At 64.6% G+C, this 22,226-nt stretch carries 20 protein-coding genes, 3 pseudogenes and 1 riboswitch; of the genes and pseudogenes, 9 read left to right on the top strand and 14 right to left on the bottom strand.

Translation table 11 applies throughout. The annotated features are described in order from the left end of the window. Positions 1-243 precede the first annotated feature (243 nt). The 3 genes from ACMGEZ_RS17420 to ACMGEZ_RS17410 form a co-directional block, all read right to left on the bottom strand. Positions 244-519 carry a hypothetical protein gene (locus ACMGEZ_RS17420; protein ID WP_436823524.1) on the bottom strand — a complete coding sequence of 92 codons (276 nt, stop codon included), beginning with the start codon at positions 517-519 and terminating at the stop codon, positions 244-246. A gap of 254 nt (positions 520-773) precedes the next feature. Continuing rightward, positions 774-4,154, bottom strand: coding sequence for a DNA ligase D (ligD, locus tag ACMGEZ_RS17415; RefSeq protein WP_436823523.1), 3,381 nt, complete (start codon positions 4,152-4,154; stop codon positions 774-776). Positions 4,155-4,198: 44 nt separating this feature from the next. Continuing rightward, the gene (locus tag ACMGEZ_RS17410; RefSeq protein WP_436823522.1) at positions 4,199-4,525 is read right to left on the bottom strand and encodes a hypothetical protein; all 327 of its coding nucleotides are present in this window, start codon (positions 4,523-4,525) and stop codon (positions 4,199-4,201) included. Between the two features lie 147 nt (positions 4,526-4,672). On the opposite strand from ACMGEZ_RS17410, the gene ku reads away from it, so the two are divergent. Next, complete coding sequence (gene ku, locus ACMGEZ_RS17405) at positions 4,673-5,584, top strand: non-homologous end joining protein Ku (protein WP_436823521.1); 912 nt, start codon at positions 4,673-4,675, stop codon at positions 5,582-5,584. 20 nt (positions 5,585-5,604) lie between these two features. Next, the gene (locus tag ACMGEZ_RS17400; RefSeq protein WP_436823520.1) at positions 5,605-6,051 is read left to right on the top strand and encodes an NUDIX hydrolase; all 447 of its coding nucleotides are present in this window, start codon (positions 5,605-5,607) and stop codon (positions 6,049-6,051) included. 64 nt (positions 6,052-6,115) lie between these two features. Here ACMGEZ_RS17400 and ACMGEZ_RS17395 read toward each other — a convergent pair. The 4 genes and pseudogenes from ACMGEZ_RS17395 to ACMGEZ_RS17380 form a co-directional block, all read right to left on the bottom strand. After that, positions 6,116-7,361 (bottom strand): annotated as a pseudogene (locus ACMGEZ_RS17395) (D-amino acid dehydrogenase). A gap of 162 nt (positions 7,362-7,523) precedes the next feature. Beyond that, a riboswitch (glycine riboswitch) is annotated at positions 7,524-7,624 on the bottom strand. Positions 7,625-7,652: 28 nt separating this feature from the next. Beyond that, entirely contained in the window at positions 7,653-8,570 is a 918-nt protein-coding gene (locus tag ACMGEZ_RS17390; protein WP_436823519.1) for a tripartite tricarboxylate transporter substrate-binding protein, read from the bottom strand. 96 nt (positions 8,571-8,666) lie between these two features. After that, positions 8,667-9,170: a M24 family metallopeptidase gene (locus tag ACMGEZ_RS17385; protein WP_436823518.1), complete on the bottom strand. Its 504-nt coding sequence runs from the start codon at positions 9,168-9,170 to the stop codon at positions 8,667-8,669. 58 nt (positions 9,171-9,228) lie between these two features. After that, positions 9,229-9,360 (bottom strand): annotated as a pseudogene (locus ACMGEZ_RS17380) (IS5/IS1182 family transposase); the annotation flags it as partial. Between the two features lie 247 nt (positions 9,361-9,607). On the opposite strand from ACMGEZ_RS17380, the gene ACMGEZ_RS17375 reads away from it, so the two are divergent. Continuing rightward, positions 9,608-10,252 (top strand): DUF938 domain-containing protein, encoded by a 645-nt coding sequence (locus ACMGEZ_RS17375; RefSeq protein ID WP_436823517.1) that lies wholly within the window; start codon positions 9,608-9,610, stop codon positions 10,250-10,252. A 46-nt stretch (positions 10,253-10,298) separates the two neighbouring features. Here the strand turns inward: ACMGEZ_RS17375 and ACMGEZ_RS17370 are convergent, their stop codons facing one another. The 6 genes and pseudogenes from ACMGEZ_RS17370 to ACMGEZ_RS17345 form a co-directional block, all read right to left on the bottom strand. Continuing rightward, positions 10,299-10,469 (bottom strand): CPCC family cysteine-rich protein, encoded by a 171-nt coding sequence (locus ACMGEZ_RS17370; RefSeq protein ID WP_436823531.1) that lies wholly within the window; start codon positions 10,467-10,469, stop codon positions 10,299-10,301. Next, on the bottom strand, positions 10,466-11,980 hold the full coding sequence (locus ACMGEZ_RS17365; RefSeq protein ID WP_436823516.1) for a PhoX family protein: 1,515 nt from the start codon (positions 11,978-11,980) through the stop codon (positions 10,466-10,468). The genes ACMGEZ_RS17370 and ACMGEZ_RS17365 overlap by 4 nt, the downstream gene beginning before the upstream one ends. A gap of 74 nt (positions 11,981-12,054) precedes the next feature. Next, the gene (locus tag ACMGEZ_RS17360; protein WP_436823515.1) at positions 12,055-12,531 is read right to left on the bottom strand and encodes an NUDIX hydrolase; all 477 of its coding nucleotides are present in this window, start codon (positions 12,529-12,531) and stop codon (positions 12,055-12,057) included. A 144-nt stretch (positions 12,532-12,675) separates the two neighbouring features. Further along, positions 12,676-13,947: an acyl-CoA thioesterase/bile acid-CoA:amino acid N-acyltransferase family protein gene (locus ACMGEZ_RS17355; protein WP_436823514.1), complete on the bottom strand. Its 1,272-nt coding sequence runs from the start codon at positions 13,945-13,947 to the stop codon at positions 12,676-12,678. Positions 13,948-14,310: 363 nt separating this feature from the next. Beyond that, positions 14,311-15,454: pseudogene (locus tag ACMGEZ_RS17350) on the bottom strand (IS110 family RNA-guided transposase). Positions 15,455-15,627: 173 nt separating this feature from the next. Beyond that, positions 15,628-15,993 carry a hypothetical protein gene (locus ACMGEZ_RS17345; RefSeq protein WP_436823513.1) on the bottom strand — a complete coding sequence of 122 codons (366 nt, stop codon included), beginning with the start codon at positions 15,991-15,993 and terminating at the stop codon, positions 15,628-15,630. 608 nt (positions 15,994-16,601) lie between these two features. On the opposite strand from ACMGEZ_RS17345, the gene ACMGEZ_RS17340 reads away from it, so the two are divergent. The 5 genes from ACMGEZ_RS17340 to ACMGEZ_RS17320 all read left to right on the top strand — a co-directional run bounded on the left by ACMGEZ_RS17340 (position 16,602) and on the right by ACMGEZ_RS17320 (position 20,059). Further along, positions 16,602-17,903, top strand: coding sequence for a cation:proton antiporter domain-containing protein (locus ACMGEZ_RS17340; RefSeq protein WP_436823512.1), 1,302 nt, complete (start codon positions 16,602-16,604; stop codon positions 17,901-17,903). 55 nt (positions 17,904-17,958) lie between these two features. Further along, positions 17,959-18,414: a hemerythrin domain-containing protein gene (locus ACMGEZ_RS17335; RefSeq protein ID WP_436823511.1), complete on the top strand. Its 456-nt coding sequence runs from the start codon at positions 17,959-17,961 to the stop codon at positions 18,412-18,414. A 58-nt stretch (positions 18,415-18,472) separates the two neighbouring features. Then, positions 18,473-18,700 (top strand): hypothetical protein, encoded by a 228-nt coding sequence (locus tag ACMGEZ_RS17330; RefSeq protein ID WP_436823510.1) that lies wholly within the window; start codon positions 18,473-18,475, stop codon positions 18,698-18,700. A gap of 97 nt (positions 18,701-18,797) precedes the next feature. Further along, positions 18,798-19,157 (top strand): hypothetical protein, encoded by a 360-nt coding sequence (locus ACMGEZ_RS17325; protein ID WP_436823509.1) that lies wholly within the window; start codon positions 18,798-18,800, stop codon positions 19,155-19,157. Positions 19,158-19,213: 56 nt separating this feature from the next. After that, complete coding sequence (locus ACMGEZ_RS17320) at positions 19,214-20,059, top strand: PA4780 family RIO1-like protein kinase (RefSeq protein WP_436823508.1); 846 nt, start codon at positions 19,214-19,216, stop codon at positions 20,057-20,059. Positions 20,060-20,194: 135 nt separating this feature from the next. On the opposite strand, the gene ACMGEZ_RS17315 is transcribed toward ACMGEZ_RS17320, so the two are convergent. After that, positions 20,195-20,530 carry a DUF2917 domain-containing protein gene (locus ACMGEZ_RS17315; RefSeq protein WP_436823507.1) on the bottom strand — a complete coding sequence of 112 codons (336 nt, stop codon included), beginning with the start codon at positions 20,528-20,530 and terminating at the stop codon, positions 20,195-20,197. 53 nt (positions 20,531-20,583) lie between these two features. On the opposite strand from ACMGEZ_RS17315, the gene ACMGEZ_RS17310 reads away from it, so the two are divergent. Further along, a complete protein-coding gene (locus ACMGEZ_RS17310; RefSeq protein ID WP_436823506.1) occupies positions 20,584-22,176 on the top strand; it encodes a winged helix-turn-helix domain-containing tetratricopeptide repeat protein in 1,593 nt (530 codons plus the stop codon). Positions 22,177-22,226 lie beyond the last annotated feature (50 nt).

The following is a 22,226-nucleotide window of genomic DNA, read 5'->3' as shown; positions in this document are numbered from 1 at the left end:
GCCCAGCGCGACCTGCTCGACCTGACGCTGATCGAGGCCGCGCTGCGCAGCGGCGATCGGCCACTCGCGGCAGCGCTGGCCGCGGAGCGGGCCGCGATGCGACCTGCGAGCCCGCTCGCCCAGCGTTTCGTGGCGCGAGCCGCGGCGTGATCGATGCCTGCACGGCCGGCGCCCGGCCCGACAAGGCCACGCCGGGGGGCATTTCAGCCCGCGCCAGCCGCCGTCGCAGCAAATTCCACCGGCTTACTTTTCCTTGGCCGGGGTGACGTCAACCTTCGGCACTTCGATCACCTTCTCCTCGGTCTTCACCGTGGGAACCGTGACGGTCTTCTCTTCCTTCGTCACCTTCACGTCAGGCGTCGTCACGTCATACTTTGGAAGCGTCACGTCGCCGGCCTGCTTTTTCTCGACTTCGTACTTGGGCACCGTCACGTTCCCTTCGGCCGTCTTCTTCACGTCGCACGCCGCAAGCGTCACGATGGTGGTGATGGCGACAGCAATGGATGCGATGGCTTTCATGAAAATCTCCGTTTGAGTTGTTGCTCCAGGAGCATCTCGAACGCGCGATACGGAGATCGTAAGACCGCACCGTGTTCGACCGGAGGCGCGTTCGCTCAAACGATGTCGTCCGTCAGAAAGGCGTGCTGCATGGGTCGGGGCCATGTCCCGTCGCACACCTCAACGCTTCACCCCATCCGGACCACACACACCACGACGATGCGCTTGAATTCGAACGTCTCAAGTTTCACAGAGGTCTCCCGCGAGCAGCAGGCTCAGGCCCGCGACTTCTGTCTTGGGACAACGAATCCCAAGGTCTTCATCGCTGCATTCAGCGACTGCCTCGTGGTCCAGTACTCCGACCACGGGTCCGCACTTTGGAACGACAGGTACTCCCGCGCGGTGGCAATCGTCCACTGGGCTCCGCTCTTGAGCTTGGGCAGCTCATCCCAGCTCACCGGCATCGATACGCCAAGGCCCTGACGCGCGCGCGCCGAGAACGCCGCGGCAGTCGTTGCGCCGTGGCCGTTGCGCAGGTAGTCGACGAAGAGCTTGCCCACCCGATTGGAAGCGCCGCTCTTGGCGACGAACCTCGACGGGATGGTCCTGGCCAGGTGCTGCACCACCGCCTGCGAGAACGCCTTGACGGTGTCGTAGTCGAAGCGCGGCTTCAACGGCACCACGACGTGCAGGCCCTTGCCACCGCTCGTTTTCAGCCATGACTCCAGCTCGAGCTCCGACAGCAACGCCCGGACCAGGATCGCTGCCTCCTGGACGTGCTGCCAGCCAGTGCCTTCCCCGGGGTCCAGGTCGAAAATCATCCGGTCCGGCTTGTCGATGTTTTTTGCGAGCGAGTTCCATGTATGGAACTCAATAACGTTCATCTGGGCGCAGGCCACCAGCGCCCGCGCACTGGCCACCTCCAGCAGCTCGGCGTGGCCGGGCCAGAGATGCGCGGGCAAGTTGCGCACATGCGGAATGGAGAGCTTGTCGTCATGCTTCTGAAAAAACAGCTCGCCCGTGATGCCGGTCGGGCCGCGCACCAGCGAAACTGGGCGGCCCTTCAAGTGCGGCAGCATCCATTCGGCCACGCTCTCGTAGTAGCGCACCAGGTCAACCTTTCGCAGGCCGGTGGAGGGGTCGATCACGCGCTCGGGGTTCGTCACCTTCACACCGGTGCCTTGCGGCACCTTCGCGGCGGAAGGGGCAGCCCCCATGGGCTTGGCGTCCTCGCGCACGATCAGCGCCGCCGGCTTGTCGGTGCGCACGCCGCGAAACACCGGGTGTCTGATGCGACCATCCGGCGTCCACTCCGAGAACGCCACCTCGACCACCATCTCGGGCTTGACCCAGCGCTCGGAGTTGGGCCCGCGCCTGGACCAGCGGCCGGGCTTGGCGTCCTCGGGGGCGACGGTGGGCTGGCTGACCCGCAACCTGGACAACGCGGTCTTCAACTCGCGCCCGTTCGCCGAGCCCCATCCGGTGCCCACGGATCCGGCAAACCGCACCTGGCCCCCTTGGTGATAACCCAACAGCAGGCTACCGACCTCACCGGCAGCGCCGGTGCGGTCGGTGTACCCGACCACCACGAACTCCTGCCTGTGCGTGCACTTCAACTTGAGCCAGGTTTCCGTGCGCCCCGAGGTGTAGGGCGAGTCGGCGCGCTTGACGATGACGCCTTCCATGCCCATCCGGCAGGCGGCATCCAGCAGTTGTCCCGGCAGCACGTCGAAGGACTGGCTGAACCGGACGATGCCGTCTTCATGCTGCTCGAACAGCGCTCTGAGCACTTCCCGCCGGCTGGCCAGTGGCACGTCGCGCAAGTCCATGCCGCCCAGGAACGGCACGTCGAAGACGAACATCTGGACATCGCTGGTTCGGGCGTTGTCGATGGCGTTCTGAAGCCGGTTGAAGTCGGGCACGCCCGCGTCGTTCAGCACCACGATTTCGCCATCGAGCCAGGCGCTGTCCAGGCCCAGTTCCGCCACGGCCTGTGCAACGGACTGGAGCTTGCTGGTCCAGTCATGCCCGTTGCGGGTCAACAGCCGGACATCGCCTTTGTCGATACGCGCGAGAAGGCGATAGCCATCGAACTTGCTTTCGACAATCCAGTCGCCCTGGGGTACGGCCGAAACCAGCGTCGCAAGCTGGGGCTGCAGCTTGGCGGGCAAAGGTGCGCGCTTTGCTTGCCGCAGGTCGGCCGTGTCGGCATGCGGCGGTGTGATGGCGGCGCCGCGTGGCTCGCGCTCCTCGATCAAACCCAGGGGCTGCGCGACGACGCTGTCCGGCAGCGCAGCGATGACGTCGTACTCCGTGCCGGGCCGGGCCCAGGCATCGCCCCGCTTCTTCAGGAACAGCCACTGTTCCTGCTTCTTGTCCCCGGGCTTCGAGATGCGCACGAACTCCCACAGCCCGGCGAGCTTCTGTCCATGCAGCTTGAAGATGAGCTTGCCCTTGGCGAGCCCTTCCTGTGGGTCGCCGACCGGCTCCCAGGTACCCTGGTCCCAGACGATCACTGACCCGCCGCCGTACTCCCCCTTGGGGATTTCGCCTTCGAAGGTGTTGTAGTCGATTGGGTGGTCTTCGACATGGATGGCCAGCTGCTTGATCGCCGGGTCGTAGGAAGGCCCTTTCGGAACGGCCCACGACACCATGACGCCGTCGAGCTCCAGGCGTACGTCGTAGTGCAATCGCGAGGCCCAATGCTTCTGTATGACGAAGGCCGGTTGCCGGTCGCGCCTCGCCTTGCTTCGTCGCACCGGGGTGCCGGCCGGCTCGGCGGTCTTGGAGAAATCGCGCTTGGCGTTGTAGCGCGAGAGCGGCGGGGTCTCCTGTCCTTCTTGGGGCACAGGCGCGCGGGCCTTGCGGGCGGCGCTCCGCTTTGGCCTGGCAGGTCGGATTTCCGCCCACACCGGAGCATGGTCGCTGGCATTCTCGCGTCCACGCTCCTCGCGGTCCACGCCCGCATCCACGACCTTCAGCGACTCGCCGACGAGGATGTGGTCGATGCGCAGACCCGCATCACGCTCCCATCGTTTGCGCCGATAGTCCCAGAAGGTGAAGAGCTTGTCCTTCGGGTGAGCAGCCTGGAGCGCATCGGTCCAGCCCTGGGCCAGGATCGCGGCAAAGGCCTGGCGCGGTTCGGGCTGCAGCAATGCGTTGTCGCGCCAGGTGTCCGGCTTGTAGATGTCGGCATCCGTCGGGACGACGTTCCAGTCGCCCAGCAGCACGACCGGCTGCCCGGAGGCCCGGAGTTCCTCCGCGCGCCTGCGCATGCGCTCGAACCAGCGCAGCTTGTAGTCGAACTTCGGTCCGGGCTGGGGATTGCCGTTCGGCAGGTACAGGCAGGCGAACAGCACGCCGTTGATGGCGGCCTCGACATAGCGGGCCTCCTTGTCCTTCGGATCGCCCGGCAGCGCCGTGGCGACCGGCAGAGGCTCATGCCCACGGGCGAGCAGGGCGACGCCGTTCCAGGAGCGCTGGCCAACGACCAGGCCTTCGTAGCCGAGCGACCTGAGCCGCTCAGTGGGGAACTCGGCCGTGGAAGTCTTCAGCTCCTGCAGCGCGACGACGTCGGGCTGGGCGCGTTCGAGCCAGTCGCACAGCAGGTCCAGGCGCTTGACGACGTTGTTGATGTTCCAGGTTGCAATCCGCACGGCTTTGGATCTCTCGGGAGGCAGCAGCCAAAGTCGCTACGACGTCACTGCGCGGGCCCGAATCCGAAGTACCGCTTTCCAGGTGCGGCCTCCTTCGCCGGCGCGTCACGCTCGGTTTGCTGATGGTCGCTCTCGTCGGCATCGCCTTCGTCGACAGGCGCATCGGCTTTGCGAGGCCCGAGGTCCAGGTCCTCCACCATGGCTTGCAGCGCCAGCAGTCCTTCAGCCATGGCCGTCTTGTAGCTTCCCACCGGCGAGCCGGACCTGTCCAGCTGCCGCCAGCTGCGCCCCTCCAGCTCGGCGAGGACCCATGCGAAACGGCCCGGCTTCGGCTCCTCGACGTAGACCGCGATGTGGCGCAGGCTTGGCATAGCGCGTAGGGTAGCCGTTCCGTCGGTGGGTCGCCCTCGAACGCGCAGCCTCCCTACGGCCAGGTGCTACGCCCACCTACGCGGCCATGGGCCAGGTCGCCGCAGGCTGCCCGGTGCGGGGTCGTCCCGCCGGAAGGAAGCTGAGGCATGGCAACAGGTAGTCGCACGCTCTGGAAGGGCGCCATCACCTTCGGTCTCGTCCACATCCCCGTCGGCCTTCACACGGCAGCGACCGAGGAAGGCGTGGACTTCGACTGGCTCGACAAGCGCTCTATGGACCGTGTCGGCTACAAGCGCGTCAACAAGCGGACGGGCAAGGAAATCAGCAAGGAAAACATCGTCAAGGGCGTCGAATACGAGGACGGGCAGTACGTCATCATCAGCCCCGAGGAAATCGAGGCGGTCTTTCCCAAGACGACGCAGACCATCCAGATCGAGCGCTTCATCGATGGCGCCGAAATGCCGTTCATCTTCCTGGAGCGGCCCTATTACGTGACACCCGTCAACAAGAGCGACAAGGTCTATGCGCTCTTGCGCGAGGCCCTCATCGACACGGGAAAAATCGCGCTTGCCAAGGTGGTGATTGCCACCAAACAGCACCTTGCCGCACTGGTGCCCTCGGGCCCGGCCCTGGTCTTGAACCTGCTGCGTTGGGGTGACGAAGTCAAGACGCTGGAGTCGCTCGACCTTCCGCCCGCGGGGCGAAAGACCGTCAGCGCCGCAGAGATGAAGATGGCCAAGCAGCTGATCGCCGAGATGTCCGGCAAGTGGGACCCGGAAGATTTCAAGGACGAGTTCCGGCACCAGGTGATGAAGCTGGTCGAAAAGAAGGCGAAGGCGGGCAAGACGGAAACCGTCATCGAGCCGGAAGAGGAAGCGCCGCAGGAAAGCTCCAACGTCATCGACCTCACCGAGCTGCTGCAGAGGAGCTTGAAGGGCGGCTCGAAGGCGAATGGCAAGGCCGCGAAAAAGCTTGCTGCCAAGACTGCTCCCGCGAAGAAGTCTGCGCCCAGGCGTGCGGCAGCGAAGAAGAGCACCTCCGAGCGAAAGGCAGCGTAGCTCGGTTTCGCGGCCCTGCCATGAAAACGACTTCCTATGGCGTTCTGATCCTCAATGAGCATGGCCAGCTGCTATTGGCACACGCCACGGGGCAGAGACACTGGGACATCCCGAAGGGCGGAGGGGAAGAAGGTGAGTCCCCGCGCGAGGCGGCCATTCGCGAGGTCCAGGAGGAAACCGGAATCGACCTGGCTGCGGCGGAGATGGAGGAGCTCGGCGTCATGCCCTATCACTCCCGCAAGGACCTCCACCTGTTCAGGGCATTGGTTCACACCGACCAATGCGACATCACGGCCTGCAAGTGCGTGAGCTTTTTCCCTCACCACCGCACCGGCGCCATGACGCCGGAGGTCGACCAGTTCAGGTGGGTGGACATAGCCGACATACCGAAATTTGCGGCCAAGTCGATGACTGCGTTGCTTCGGACGCTGCCTGGCTTCGAAGCGATGCCTGCGCGCGAGGACTGACGCACGGAAAGCTGTCCGGGTCGGCGTCGGCGACGCCTGAGCAAATGCAACGGCCCGCTCGACCTCATTGGCCCCCTCTCACCTGCGTGCGCTCGCCCGAGGGCAGCCCGGAGACAACGGCGTCCGCGACCATTTCTGCCGTAGCCGCCGACAAAGTCCAACCCAAGTGGCCGTGTCCCGTGTTGTAGAAGACGCCCGGGTATCGGCCGCGGCCGACCCTCGGAAGCATGCTGGGTGTCATTGGGCGAAGTCCCGCCCAAGGAAGCACGCTGCTCGTATTCATTTCGGGGAAGCAGTGCTCGACCCAGTCGACCAGCGGTCGGATTCAGTCCGGATGTCGCGGTTGGCCCCGTTGAACTCCGCGGTACCTGCGACGCGGAACCGATCCTCGCCAAGGCGACTGGCGACCAGCTTCGTTTCGTCGTCCAGCAGGCTCACCGTCGGCGCCGCGGCCCGACTGGCGACGTCGCGGAGGTTCACCGTGATCGAATATCCCTTGACGGGATAAATGTTGATGCGGTCGCCCAACTGTGCCGCGAGCGCCCGGCTCGCGATGCCAGCGCACACGACCACGGCGTCGTGACTGCGCGAATCGCCGTTTGCCAGCATGACTGCACGCCATCTTTCGAGCGGGTGAGTCTGTCGACATCATTCCCCAAGTGCAGGCGTGCCCCGAGCCGCTCGCATGCGCTGGCCAATCCCGTGGTGTAGAGATGAATGTCGCCGCTTGCATCGCTCTCGGTGTAGTAGCCGCCGTAGTACGTCCCAGCAAGCGTCGGCTCGATGGCCCGGATCTCCTGCGGAGTGACAGCGCGCCGCCGCAAGCCACCTTGCGCCAGAAGCTCACTGACGCGGCCGGCATGCTCGAAGCCGTGCTTGTCGCGATAGATGTGCAGGATCCAGCGGTGCAGCGCATCGAAGCGGATGCCTTCGTCGGCCGCGCACTTGAACAGATGCTCGCGCGCCGCCACCGCGAGGCGCGCCGTCTGGATCGTGTTTCGCTCGTAGCGAGGCAGCTGCGCGATGAACCCGGCGAACCAGCTGAGCTTGTGCCACGTCGGCGCAGGATTCAGGAGGAGTGGTGCATCGGCCTTCAACATCCAGTTCAACCCTTTCAGGAGAGTTGATGGATGCTTCCAGACCTCCGCGTTCGAGGCGGAGAGCTGACCGCCGTTCGCAAAGGAGGTTTCCATCGCGGCATAGCGATGGCGCTCGTACAGAGAGACAGCGTAGCCGCGCTTGATGAGCGCGTAGGCGGTCGTAACGCCGGTGATGCCGCCGCCAATAACGGCAATCGAGGGAGTGTGCATAGCCAGGTTCCAGGTCGTCGAAAGGTGTGGGACCCACACGCGCCCGCGTGCGAGACACCCCCTCTGTCTGGAACCTGAGAGATTCGCGCTGCCAGTTGCGAGGCCGCGCTTGCTCCTTCGGCGGGCCGGGCGACGATCGCCACCGGCCAATCTTCAGAGTTCGTCGTGATTCTGGTCCTGGGGCCTGAGAGTTTCCGGGGCGGTTGCTCCTTCGGCGCCGGCAGGGAATCTCTTCGCCTGCCGGACTCTCCCGAGATCACGCCGGCAATGTTGCCGGAAAGTGAAGTCAGGCTACTTCGTCATGCGTTCGATCTCCTGCATCTCCGCTGCGAAGACCCGCTCGTACTGCTCGCCGGGCTCACCAAGCGACAGGTCAGCAAGATTGTTGGTCTTGATGTAGTCCGTGAAGACTTGCCCGGTGCGAGCCTTCAGAATCGCCTGCTGCAGCTCCTGGTATCCCTTCGGGTTCTTCTGCGCGAAGGCGGCAGAGACAACATAGACGCCGTAGCGACTCAGAAACTCAGGGGATGGCATTGCGACGCCAAGCGCGTTCAGCTGGCTCCGCAAGGTGTCCGCCTCTGGCCAACGGGGACTCTTCTTGTCCGAGCCGATGAAGAGTGCCGTGGTCTTGGGACGCAGACTTGACCGCACGTAGTCATCGCCGAGGTTGGCCGTGACATCGCCAGCCAGCAGCGCATTGACCGCTTCCGCGCCGCCCTTGTAGTTGACGACGAGCACGTCGATCTTGAGCTTGTCGATCAGCCACTTCGCCATTACATCCTGAGCAGTCCCGCCCGCCACCGAGATGGAGAGCTTCCCGGGCTTTACCCTTGCCTGCTCGACGAACTTGACGAAGTTCGGAATACCCGAATCGTTCTTGACCAGGAACACGCGGGGCTCGTGCAGGTCGGCCATGATGACCCGGAAGTCGCTCGACTTGAACCCGGCATTCCCGCGCGCGATGGCGAGGTTGAGGTCAGGCTGGTTGATGGCGAGCACGGCAGAGCCGTCCGCACCTTCGCGCAGCAGCGCCGAGGCTGCGATCTGCCCACCTGCTCCCGGCTGGTTGCGAACGACCACGCTGCGATTGAGGACTCCCTGGAGCGGCTGCGAGAGCAGGCGTGCGAAGGTGTCCGTGCTGCCGCCCGGCGGATAGCCGACGATGATTTGCAGCGGCTTGTCGCTCTGGGCGCGCGCGATTCCGGGCATGGCTGTCGCCACGACTGCCGCACCGAAGGTGGTGGTGAAGTGGCGGCGGTTCAGCGAGCTTCGAGTCATTGAGCTCTCCGGTGCGGATTTCCAGAATCAGGCAAGCAGGCGTGCGTCGTACGGCGTCGTGTTGAGTTGTTCGCAGCCGTTCGACGTGACTACGACGACGTCCTCGAGATGCGCGCCACCGACTTCCGGCTGGTCAGGCAGCACGATGCGGGGCTCGAGGCACATGACCATGTTTTCCTCGACCACGAAGTCCACGCGGCGATCGACAAGCGGCTCGCCGTGCAGTCCGTAGCCAAGCTGGTGCCCTGTGTTGTCGGTGTAGACGTAATCGCCCCAGCCGCTGTCGGCGATGACTTCCCGGGCGCGCGCATCAATCGCCTTGCCAGTCACGCCTGGACGGATCATCTTCTTCGCCTCCTGCAGGGCGAGGTACGTCGCCTGGTAGATCTCACGCTGCTTCGCAGTGGGTTCTCCGCCGCAGATCACCGTGCGGCCGAGGTCAGCGGTGTAGCCCTCCACCACCGCTCCGAGGTCGAGAATGACCATCTCACCTGCCTGAATGACCTTCTCGGTGGCGATGCGTTCGAACATCGAAGCATTCGGGCCGGAAGCAATCAACGGAATGAACGGCTCGAACTCCGAACCGGCTGGCCCGCGGGCTGTGCGGCTCGATGATCTGCACCAGCGCGCTCCAGGGCACCACCCGATCCATCTCATCGAGGAACTCGCGCTTGCGCGTTCTCTTCGTTGACAGGTTCAGGCCCAGGCCGAGCTGATTCAGGGAAGTCACGCGCTTGGAAATCATGAGCTCAGATCATGCAAGGCTCGGGCCTGTTTTGCAGACCATCCCTAGAGCTCGAGCGCAAACTCGGAGCGAAGGCCTTGTCGGCAGTGTCTTTGCTGCAAAGCTGCCGGCCGAACCCGCCCACAGGCACCTGAAGGAAGTCCCGCAGCGGAGACCACCCATCGGCAGGCAGCAGACGGAGCGATTGAGTCGCCGAGCACGACTTGAGGCTTAACATCGCCGCATGGACTCACGCGAGACCGCCCCCTCCGCCGAGCGCAATAAGCAGCCGATCCTCGAGGTACTTGCGCGCGTATTGCCGCCACGCGGCCTCGTGCTCGAGATCGGCAGCGGCACCGGGCAGCACGTGGCGCACTTCGCCAGGGCTTTGCCCGCCCTCACTTTCCAGCCCAGCGAGATGGACGTGGAGCGCCATGCTTCCATCGAGGCGTGGGTGGCCAAAGCCAACCTGTCGAACGTAAAGCCGCCCCTCGCCATCGATGTCACGAAGCATCCCTGGCCGGTATCCGCGGCCGACGCGGTCGTGTGCATCAACGTGATTCACATCTCCCCGTGGGAGGCCACGCTCGCGTTGATGGCGGGCGCCGGCAGGATCCTGCCCGCCGGCGGCGTGCTTGTGACCTACGGCCCGTACATGCGCGGCGGCGCGCATACGTCGCAGAGCAATGAAGCGTTCGACGCGAGCCTACGCGCAAGGAATCCGCTCTGGGGCGTGCGCGACATCGACAAGGTGGCGGAAGTCGCGGGCAATGAAGGCCTTGCGCTGGAGGAGGCCGTACCAATGCCGGCAAACAACCTCACTGTGGTCTGGCGGAAATCAAACGGCGCACTCCCCGGCGCGCGGGCCCTCGTCGACGGGTTTGCTTGAGCACCAAAGCTGTCGGCCACGAATGGCGCGAAGTGGCCGCAAACCGTCAGGGCAGCTCATGCGCGTAGGGCCGCCGCACATGCAGGAGAGCCGACTTGTCACTGGCTCCGAACGCTCGGAAGCTTGCTCGCCCTTCTGCCAGACTCATGGTGCCGTTGGGGCCTCCTCGAACAACTGCGGCGCCTTGTTCACCTTGCCCATGGCATCTGTTTGTCAGAGCGGCCCGCGTGCCCAGGGCCCCCAGATCGCGAACGTGATGCCCGGTGACTGCACATTGACGAACAGCACCTTGCCGGCCGGGTCGAAGCAGGCACCGCAGAACTCGCTGCCGCGGTAGTCGCCCGGCGCGACGGTCTTGCCGGCCGATGCGATCTGGTCGGCGCCGAGCACCACGTTGTGGCGCGCGAACACGAAGCTCGCACCGTCGCGTGTCAGGCCGACCAGGCGCTCGACGCGGCCATGGCCCTCATCGACGCCGCCGCCGTCCTCGCAAAGCAGCACGCCGCCGCGCGGGCTGATCGTGATGTTGTCGGGGTTGTTGGCGGCCACCGCGTCGAGCGAGACGAACACGGCCTTGAGCAGGCCCGTCGCGAGGTCGTACTCCCACACCGCGCCTTCGCCGTTGCCGCCCGCGCCCGCGGCGTTCACGCCCGTCGCGGTATCCACGATGAAGAGCTTACCCTCGTGATACCAGATGCCTTCGCCGCGCGCCATGCGCAGGCCGCCCTGGGCCCAGCCCTGCGCGAACGGTCCGGCCACGGCCGTGGTGCCCGCAAAGCCAGGCAGCGCAATTGCTACCGGGTTCGCATCGGGATCAGCGATGTCGACCCACTCGAGGCGGTGCGTGTCGCCGGTCGAGGCTACATTGAGGTCGGCGTTGGGCCGGCCGACCACTTTGGCCATCTGCAGCCTGCCGCCGGCCTCGTAGCTGCCGGGGCGGCCGCTCGCATCGGCAGGCACGAAGCGATAGAAGCCCGACTTGTTGCGGCTGTCCTCGGTGAGGTAGGCGAAGCGCGTCTTCGGATCGACCGCCACGGCCTCATGGCTGAAGCGGCCCATCGCGACGATCGGCTTGCCCGTGGTCTCGGCCGCATTGGCGCGCACCTCGAACACGTAGCCGTGCTTCTTGCCGCCCTGCGGCTCGAGATTGCTGCCGGTCTCTTCGCAGCTGAGCCAGGTGCCCCAGGGCGTGGGTCCGCCGGCGCAGTTCGTGAGGGTGCCGCCGAGGCTCGGCTCCATGCCTATCCACTGGCGCCCCTTGAACCGCAGGTTGGTGGTGCCGCCGCCCGCGAAGCGTCCGTCGACGCTGCTCGCCACGGCGTCGTACATCGCGGGCGCATGGATCGGCGTGGTCGACTGGCCGCGCTCATGGTTGCGCACCAGCACCACGTCGACGCTGCTGCCGCGGCCGTAGGACGCGATCACGGCCATGCCGTCATGGTTGCCCGGGCAGGGCTGGCCGTTGCGCATCAGGTCACCGGTCCAGCCGTAGGAGCGGTAGGCAAAGCCTTCGGGCAGCTGCAGCAGCGGCAGGCCCGTGGCTTCGTCGAGCACCGGCGCGACCGGACCGTAGGGGCTTGCGACCAGACCGGTGCTGCCGCTGGCGCCATCGCCCGCGATCGCGGCATCGACGTTGCGGGCCTGCAACGCCTGCAGCGTGCCGATGAACGAGAGCGCGGCAACCGAGGTCGAGCCGCGCAGGAAGCCGCGGCGGGAAGGAAACGACATGGGAGCTCCTGGGAGTGTGGGGTGCCCTGCATTGGAGAGTGCTGCGGTGTCAGCACCGTTACAGCGCTCGGGCCTCATGCGTACTCGCGCTGCACCGCATGCGAGAACACCAGCGGATCGGCCAGCAGCGAGGCCGCCAGAAAAGTCGGCCGCAGGTTGATCGACGCGAGCTCCGCGAGCGCAAACCAGCGGAACTCCAACTTCAGGTGGCTCTCGATGCCGTGGTGGACTCGCCCCTTGTCGAGCACGCTCGAGTGCGGATCGAGCGCGACGCGGAAATAGAACCCGATCTCGTGGTTGCGCTGGCCCGCAAGGTCGAAGAAGTTCTCGGCGACATGGACGAGGGGGCCGCATTCCACCGCTTCGCCAAGTTCTTCCCTCATCTCGCGCACGACCGTCGCCGATGCGGCTTCGCCGACCTCGACGCGGCCGCCCGGCAGTGCCCAGTACGCATCGCCCGGCGCACGATGCACGAGCAGGTGACCGGCATCGAGCACGATGGCCGCGGCACGGACCTGGAAGCGCTGACCGTGAAGATGGACTGAAATCATGGGGGTCTGCCAGATCGTTTGCAGTGGACGAGCGCAAGTTTGCACCATCGCGCAGCGCAGCCCCACGCGCCGCAGCGATGGCGCCGTACCCGCTGGATTCACGACGATGACGTAAGTCGGCTCCTTGCTGAAGAGTGGCGCCGCTTAAAGGCTATCCCGCAAAAAAGCCAGCATCTTCCGCCAAGAGTCCTCACGCGCATGAGCCGTGCCGGCTGGCGAGCCACCGAGGTCCTGTTCTTCACCGGACACAGGATGCTTGAATCGCGTCGACATGGTGGACACATGCGGCCAGCCCAGACTGTGGCCGGCGTCAGCGTAAGACAGGTGTTCGACAGGGTGATGGAAACCCTTCCGCTCAAAGCGAGCTACGGCGAACTCGGTCAACGCAGCGGATGGCCAGATTTGGTCGTCCTGGGCGCTGATCAGGAGCACAGGCCCATTGATGTTCTCCACGCGGATAGAGGCAGCGTCAACGACAGCACTATCCTGCAGTGGGATGAAGTACCAGTCAAAGCTATCGGGTTTGACAAGACCTTGCGAAACGGCGAGGTTCCACTCTTCAAGAGGCATGACGTCGGCATGCGGCACTTCCTTGCCATCAAGTGTCCAAGCCGAGTGCCCGCTCGGCGGATAGGCGGGCCAGACAATGCCGCTGGCAACGTATGCCACCACAGCCCGGATTGCGGGAAACGTCGCGCCCAAGAGAAGCGCCAATTCTCCGCCTCTGGATGCACCCGACACGGCGATGCGATTGCGTTCGACCTTCTCTTGCTGTGCCAGCCACGCGAGGGCCTTGTCGAAGTACTCCAGCGGAATACGGTCTAGCGTGGGCGGTAGCCCATCTACGCCAAAGTAAGCGAGCGCCAGCGCCACGTAGCCATGTGATGCCAGCAAGGCGGCCATTTCCTCAGACCACCGCACCCCGCCTCCTGAGCCACCCACAACCAGAACCGCGGGATGACGGCCAAGTGCTCGAGGCTCGAACAACGTTCCCAGAAGTCCCGCTTCGTGCACCTTGCGCACCGCTACAGAATCGTCGTAGTAGCGTCTGCGGATGCTGTGCGTTATCGCCTCCGAAGACTCGCTTTCGACGACAAGTGCAATGGTCATGGGGTCGTCCGCGCACTGTATTGGCAGCGGCACCTCTGATGCCGGCTGCGGCGAGCGAGACCAGAACAGGCCCATGGCGTCCACGCCTGTGTAATCACCAGACGCGGGGGCATCGCGGGTGAGGTCAACGTCGCCGGTAGCGGCTGCGTGAAATGTCGCTTGCGAAGCAAGCACGGTTCCTGCTGCCCCAGCGCTCAAGACCCGCAACGTTATCTGTTGACCGGGCGTCAACCCATGCACCGTGATGTGCAAGGTTTCGTCGAACAGGCATTCAGCGGGAAGTGGCCCAACGGAGATTGAAGGCATCGCCGATTATTGCGTCGGTGCTGCGGATGTCCGCTTCTATGAGGACTGGTTTGTCAAGGCATGACGGTCATGGCGGGACCTGTTCGTAGCAGCCTGTCGAAGTGCCGGGGGGATGCGACATTCATCGTGATCCGAGGTCAGGGACTATTGGAGGTCCGAGTCGGTGCTCGAACAAGCTTCTATCCGTGCAGGACACTGGAGTCCGACACCACATGCAGCATGCGCGCCAGATGCGCTGGCAATCCCCGGTTACCGGCGCGCCCCTTCTTTGAGGACGGTCGCCATGTGGCGACCCGCGGACGTTACGGGCGCGTCGACCTGTGATCATGATGTTGGCGGTGTGTACCGTGTGACTCTGGTTGCTCAAGCGTGAGCCACGGCGGGTTTCAGGTGCGCGCCCGCCGGGATCTCGCCGTCCTGCAGGTAGCGCCACCAGTGCGATGACCAGTCGCCGCGCCAGGGCCACGATCCCCACACGGCGCATGCGCTTGCCCGCGCCGGCGAAGCGCCGATTGAACCACTGCGTGAGCGCGCTGCCGGGCTGTAGGCGTACCCAGCTCCAAGCCAGCTCTACCAGCAGGCCTCGCACTCGCCTGTTGCCTGCCTTGCTGATGCCCTGCTCGATCTCGCTGTCGCCGCTGGCATACGGTGTGGGCACCAAGCCCAGGCTGCCTGCGAGTTCGCGCCGGTTGGCGAAGTGCCGCCAGCCGAACACTTCTTTCACCAGTACCCAGGCGCCCTTAGGTCCGATCGCACGCAGTCGCGCGAGGTGCGCGACCAGCGGCTGCTTGCCCTCGGCCAGGTCCTTGCAGCGCGCAGCTTCGACCGCTCTGACTTGCTCCTTGACCAGCTTCAGGCGTGCCCCCTCCCGCTCGATTTCCGCACGCAGCATCGGCGGCACCTGATCGCGATGACGGTCCCACCACGCCGCCCAGTCGCGTCCGCCGATGACGATCCTCGGCCGCAGGTTGTGGAGCACCAACAGCGAACCGATGCGGTTCGTATGCGCGATGCGCTCGTGAGTAAGCCGTTGCAATTCACGGTGCACACGGCGTGCGTCTTCGTCCTCGCTGCTCGGTTCGCGCTGCACCGACCAGACGTGCTCGCCCGCGTGGTGGCGAATGAGCATCGCCAACAGCTTGTCCGCATCGAGCCGATCGGTCTTGGCTCGCCGTGCGCGCCGATTGACCTCGATGCTTGCCGCATCGACCACGATGTTGTCGACGCCCAACTCGCTCAGCCAGCGATGCAGCCACCAACCGTCACGCCCAGCTTCGTAGCAGCTGTGCACTCGCGCCTGAGCGCCGGTACGCAGCCGCGCCCCGGCCTTGACGATGCAATCGGCCACGGCAGCTGTATCGCCGGCGCCGACGGTATAGCGGCTCACGCGGCGCCGGCTATCGCCGATGCTCATCTGCCAATGCTTGTCGCCGAGCTCGAAGCTCATGTACAGATCGCCGCCTTCGGCGGTATCCTTGCCTCGTAGGACTGTTCGGGTCGTCGTCATTTCCATACTCCTTCGCAACAGAGAATCGGAAATGCGGTTTTAGCTCTCCAAGCCGATTTGGCCAGTCCTACATAGCATCTTTCGGTTGCAGCGGCTGAAACGTCTGCTCAACAGCCGGTTCAAGGACGCCTTGGCCTTCCAACCGGGATGCTCGGAATCAGCCTCAGGCCAGCTCACTCTCTTGCAATAGTCCACCAGTAGTTCCACGCTCTCCACGCTGGCGACGTGAGCAAGGAAGGCGGCCGCAAAACGCGCCGAGTTTGGTCGTCAAGTTGCGGTCGCAGGGCAACCACACCGCCTCGGCCAAAGGCAACGCACGTCTGAGCCCAGCGGCCCATTGGTCGCACAAGGATGCCGTCTGGTAGCACCATTCCATCCATAAGCCAGCCATGCTGGCTAGAAAGCCTTTCGATTTCATCAGCAGCCGCTTCGCCGTGAAGCAGCACGAAGCGAATCATGTCTTCGACTTCAACGGCGCCGCCATAGGCTGCTGGACCGCCCGGTTTTGCGGCTTTGCGTGCAAGCATGTTGATGTTCATGTTCTTTGCTGTGCTCCAGGTTCTCCTGTGAGGCCATTGCGCGAAGGTGGGCTTCTGGCCGCATGCTGTCTTCAGGCTATACCGTCTCTGATTTCTCCAACACGCGCCGTGGGAAGCGCCAGAGAGGCATCCGAGCTCCAAGAGCGAAGGCACAGAACACGATAGTCGCTATGACGCCAACTGAGAGCGCAGTGCCGACAACGCTTCAAGGCGATGCGTGCGACCCCATTCGTTCGAAGGAAATGCGGCTCTCAAGGCGCCAAGAGCGAGTGCTGAGACGACCCCAGCTCCGGCCATCAGCGCAACTGTCGCTGCACCAGCGCGAGCGAGACACAAGGACAAGGGCATCACTACAAGCGACGCAAACGGCAGCACCAGGATGAGGGAAAGGACGAACATGTACCCGGCTCCTTCCATGCTCCCCCGCCGGTGAAAACCACCAACGCCGGGTATGCCCCTCGAGCATGCGCCTTCAGTTGCTGCATCCGATCTCAACACTGTGCGCAGGGTTCGAGCATTCGTCTAGTTGAAAAGGGAACACGCCTTCGGCCGCCCGGTTGGACTTGCTGCTGTTTCGGTGGTCGAATCACCTGCAACAACTCACAATCATGGCGTTTGCCACCTGGTGCCTTTTCATCGGCGGGCTGCTCATCCTGATGGGGCTGGGCAGTACGCTGGTGCGAGCGCTGCCGATCAGCGCAGCGGCCTTGTACATGCTGATTGGCTACGTCGCAGGTCCCGAAGGCTTCGGGTTCCTCGACCTGAGCCTCGCGCGGGACGCCCATCTGATCGAAGTCATCGCCGAGATCGCCGTCCTGATCTCGCTGTTCGCAGTGGGATTGCGGCTACAGATCCGGGTCTTCGACGCCACCTGGATAGCGCCTGTTCTGCTAGCGACCGTGGCCATGACGCTGACGATCGCAGTCATGACCGTTGCCGGTGTCATCCTCGAGTTGGCGTTGGGCACGGCCTTGCTCCTGGCGGCGATCCTGGCGCCTACCGACCCCGTGCTTGCTTCGGAGGTAAGAGTCAGGCATGAGAAGGACCGCGATGAGCTGCGCTTCGGGCTGACCGCCGAAGGCGGGCTCAACGACGGGGCCGCCTTTCCGTTCGTCATGCTCGCACTCGGCCTTCTTGGTGCCCGAGAGCTCGGCCCGCTAGGCATGAGATGGCTTGGTGCCGACGTGCTGTGGGCGATTGGCGGCGGTTTGGCCGTGGGCTGGCTGTGCGGTGCGGGGTTCACGCGCCTGGTGATGTTCCTGCGGCAAAGGAAGCAGCAAGCGCTCGGCATGGAGAGTTTCCTTGCACTCGGCCTGATTGCACTAACGTATGGCATCGCGCTTCAAGCTTCCGTTTATGGCTTCCTGGCAGTGTTCGTGGCGGGCTTGGGTATGCGCGATGTTGAAAGCGTCGTAGCCAACGAGGATCCTGCCGTCGAAGACGCAGCTTCGGATGCGCGAACGTCCGGCGTGGCGCCGACTACTTCTGCAGCCAGGACGGCGGGCAAGATGACCCGTTTGGTGCTTGACTTCGCGAAGGAACTCGAACGGTTCGTCGAGCTCGCCGCCATGCTCGTTATCGGCAGTTTGCTCGCGCGCGATATGTTGACGACGACAAACTTCATGCTTGCAGGCATCTTGATCTTCGTGGCGAGACCGCTCTCGGTCTATCTCACGACTTTCGCCGTCCATTGGACCCCAATGCAACGGCGGCTCGGCGCCTGGTTCGGAATCCGCGGCGTCGGATCGCTCTATTACCTGGCCTACGCAGTCAACCACGGAGCGCCTGCGTCGCAACTGCAGGCGCTGACGGACAGCGTGCTGCTTGCGGTGGCGTTGTCGGTCTTGCTCCATGGTTCGTCAGCAACCCCGTTGATGGCTTCGTACCAGCGATTTCAGCGTCGCAAATGACTGTCCTCCGCCAAACCGTGGCAGCACCAAGCATCCAGAACAACTCAACCAGAATATGGAAAACATCTACGAAGCCTTGCGCGAAAGTCATGAGCTTCAGCGCAAGCTTTGCCGGCAACTGATGCGCATCAAGCCGGGCACCTCACGCGCCATTGAGACCTTCCGCGCATTGCGCATCGAGCTCGCGGCCCACGCTGCTGCGGAAGAACGGTATCTCTACGCGCCCATCCTGATGGACGACAGAGGCCTGGATTCGTCGCGGCATGCGTTGGCCGAGCATCACGAAATCGATGAGTGCGTCGAGAACCTGGGAAAGGCGAAGGAGCATGCCGAGAACTGGGTCGAGCGCGCCAAGAAGCTCTGCCGTGAAGTACACCATCACCTCAGGGAAGAGGAGCGGAAGTTCTTCCAGATCTCAGGAAAGATCCTCACCGACGCACAGAAGAACACCTTGGCGACCAAGTACCGTCGGGATCTGGTCCGGATGCGCAGGGTTCTTGCGAGCGTGTAGAGAGCAACGGTCCGACTGCAGCCGGTCGGCGCCCACAGATTCAGCTGTACCGTGAGCCATGATGATTCGTGTGGAGTGCTCCGTCGGCTATCGCGGTGAACCGGAACCATCCGCTTTCTGGCTCGGTGAGCGCCGACTTGCCGTGCGTGGCATCGTCGACCGCTGGTTTGGGCCCGCACACCGCTGGTTCAAGGTCGACGCAGATGACGGGCATCTGTACGTCCTCAGGTGGGACGAGAACACGGGAGACTGGGAGCTTGCTGCTTTCACGCTTGGGGCCGCCTAGGTCGCTGGCGAGCCATGTGCTGAGGTGAACGCTCCTTCAACCTGAAGGTCGTCCATCTGCGGAAGCGGACCTTTCGACATTGCGGCATCCTCCAGGCATGCCACTCGAATACCTGCTCTTCGAATTGACCGACGAGGAGACCGGCGCCTGCAGCTTCGACGCGATGGCGTCCGTCCTTGCTGATCGCTTGCCCGCCCTGATCCATGAGGTCGAAACCGTGCTCGGTTGGGCCTGTCGCAATTTCGGCGCACCATCTGCTGTCGAAGAAAACGGCGAGTGGGACTTCGAGTTGCAAGCAGTGGCCGAGGATGATGTTCCGCTTGAAATCACCTACGACTGCGAGCACGCGATCGTTTCCATGCCGCGCGTGCCTGGGCGAACGACCCTTTCCCTCACCCTGAGCGGGTCCCGCGCCTTTGCGGCAGCCTTCACGGACACCTTTCCTGATTCGGATTGACTGGATCAGCTGGCCTCCGCGTCGTGGGCCCGCCCCGCATGCAGGCAAAATGAACCATGAAAGCACCCCCTCGACTACAGACGCTGATCGACGAAGGATTGATCGACAGCGTCGTTCGCCAGCTCATGAGCGGCAAGGAAGCGATGGTCTACGTGGTGCGCTGCGGGGACCACACGCGCTGCGCAAAGATCTACAAGGAAGCGACCCAGCGCAGCTTCCGCCAGGCCGTCGACTACACCGAAAACCGCAAGGTCAAGAACACGCGTCTGCAGCGCGCGATGGCCAAGGGCACCAAGTTCGGCCGGCAAGCCACCGAAGCAGCCTGGCAAAGCGCCGAGGTCGATGCGCTCTACAGGCTGGCCGCGGCGGGCGTGCGCGTGCCCGAGCCCTACAACTTTGCCGACGGCGTGCTGCTGATGGAACTGGTCACCGACGAGCACGGCGATGCCGCGCCGCGCCTCAACGACGTCGTGTTCACGCCGGAGGACGCGCGGCTGCACCACGCGACGCTGCTGATGGAGGTGATCCGCATGCTGTGCGCGGGTGTGGTGCATGGCGACCTTTCCGAGTTCAACGTGCTGCTCGCCGCCGACGGCCCGGTCATCATCGACCTGCCGCAGGCCGTCGATGCCGCGGGCAACAACCACGCGCGGCGGATGCTGTTGCGTGATGTGGGGAATCTTGCGGACTTCTTCGGCCAGTTCGCGCCCGAGCTGCTTTCCACCCGCTACGGCGAGGAAATATGGAACCTCTACGAGCGCGGCGAGCTTCACACGGGCTCGGCGCTCACGGGGAGCTTCGCACGGCCGAGCGGGCCGGTGGACTTGGGCGGGGTGCTGCGCGAGGTGGAAGACGCGCGTGCCGAAGAGGCGGCGCGGCTTGTGCGCATGGCCGTGCGCTGACGCGGCTGCCGGGTTGTGTCGATCTATGCCCGGCAGCTCAGAGCGCGTACGCGTAGGCAAGGGAGAGATCATCAACTGAATCCCGCCTGCCATGCCGCGTCGCGGTGTCACGCTCGAGGCGGCTCGCGTCCATGCTCATGTCGCGCGAGACGAAGCGACCAGGCGTATCGCGGAGCACGCCATGGCATGGACGAGCAGGCGAGCGCCGCGGTCGGCCACGTGGGACTGCCCCGCCTCCAGCAGCACGTCGCGGCAGTCGCCGTCCTGGGTAAGCCAGATGCATCCGTCGATGCACTCGATCGTTCCGCCCTCGAAGTTCGTCACGGCACGGGTCTCATGCCGCTGGAGTGACACGGTCCACGCGGCCGGCCGAGACGCGGATGCGGCGCGAGGGCGCAGCCAGCGGGTCAACGGATGAACGAGGGCCGTCAAAGTCTGGATGTGATCGCGGGAATGCGAGGCTGTGGTCATCGTTGCTCCGTCGGGTTGGTGGTGATGACCGACTGTCCGCCGACCGCTCTTGCATGTCCTGGAACCGTCTGAAAAAATCGCTAGACGTTACTAAGGCGCTTGTGTCCCCCGTCCATCGCTTTGACGCCTTCGAGGTCAGGCCCGCCGAACGCCGTCTGCTGGCCGCCGGCAAGCCCGTCGCCCTTGGCGCCCGTGCTTTCGATGTCCTGCTGTGCCTGATCGAGCACCGGGATCGCATGGTGACCAAGCAGGAACTTCTCGAAGCGGTGTGGCCCGGAATGGTGGTGGAAGAGAACAATCTTTCCGTCCAGGTCTCGGCATTGCGGAAGGTTCTCGGTGCAGAAACGATCGCCACCGTGGCCGGCCGGGGCTTCCGCTTTGCCAGGCCGGTGTCCGGCGGGGCTCCGGAAGCCGAAGCGGCAGACGGATCCCAGGCGTATGGGCCGCAGGAGCCGATGTCTCAGCCGTTCGACAAGCCCGCTGTTGCGGTGCTGCCGTTCAATGTGCTGTCGGCCGATCCTCTCGACGCGTTCCTGGCGGACGGCCTGGTGGCCGATGTGACCGCGCTGCTGGCACGCGTGCCTGGATTCCTGCTGATCTCCCGCGCCTCGTCCTTCGTCTTCCGCGATCGCACCGTCGGGCTGCCGGAGGTGGCCAGGCAGCTCGGCGTGCGCTACCTGGTGGAAGGAACGCTGCGTGCGCACGGCTCGCAGGTACGGGTGTCGACGCACCTCAGCGACGCGGCGAGCGGCCATCTCCTGTGGAACGGCGAGTTCACCAGCTTGCGCGAGGAAGCCGAGGACATGCAGTGCGGCATCGCACGCGGGATCATGTCGCAGTTGCAGCCGGAGCTCACGCGCGCAGAGATCGGCTTGATCCATCGCCAGCGCTCGGCAAACCCGGGCGCGTGGGGCCACTACCACCAGGCCATCGACGCGATGGCGAGCCACGGCTGGAGCGAGTCTGCCGTGGAGGCAGCAAGAGCGCACCTGCGCAGCGCCGTCAAGGTCGATCCCGGCTTCGGACTGGCCCATGCGTACTATGCCGTGCTAACCGTGCTTGGCTGCAACCTCGGGCTGGTCAGGCAATGGCCGGAGATGCAGGCCGAGACCATGCAGTCGATCGATGAAGCCGTCCGGCTCGATGGGCGCAGCCCTGAAGTGCTGGGCTTCGCCGGCTGCGCCATGAGCGACTTGGGATTGTTCGATCGTGCGATCGAAATGCTGCGCGACGCCGTGGGCATCGACCCAAGCAACGCGCAGGCCCGCGTGGCGCTGGGGGCAGCGCTGATCCAGAGCGGTCATCTCGACGACGGGATCGACCAGATGCGGACGGGCATGCGCATCAGCCCGCGCGACCGCCGGCTGGCCTTCTGGGGATGGACGATGGGGATCCACATGCTGCACGCGGAGCGCATCGCCGAAAGCCTCGACGAGGCGCGCATCTCGCAAGCACGTGATCCGCGCTTCTACTTGGCGCGCATCCTGGAGGCGGGCGCGCTCGCGCGGCTTGGGCGCGTCACCGAAGCCCTCGTGCCGTTGCGAAGAGCCCGCGAACTCAGGTCCGCTCTGAGCCTAGACGAGATCCGCCGCACTCACGGACAGCTGGTCTCGGCACAGCTTGCCGTCCTCTGGGGCACCCTCTGAAGGCTTCTCCGGCCGTGCGCCCGGGGCTTCTTGGGTTCGAGATCGCGCGC

It is taken from the genome of Variovorax stachyos (genome assembly GCF_051400855.1).
Taxonomy (GTDB): Bacteria; Pseudomonadota; Gammaproteobacteria; order Burkholderiales; family Burkholderiaceae_C; genus Variovorax.
This window is presented reverse-complemented; position numbering and strand designations above follow the sequence as displayed.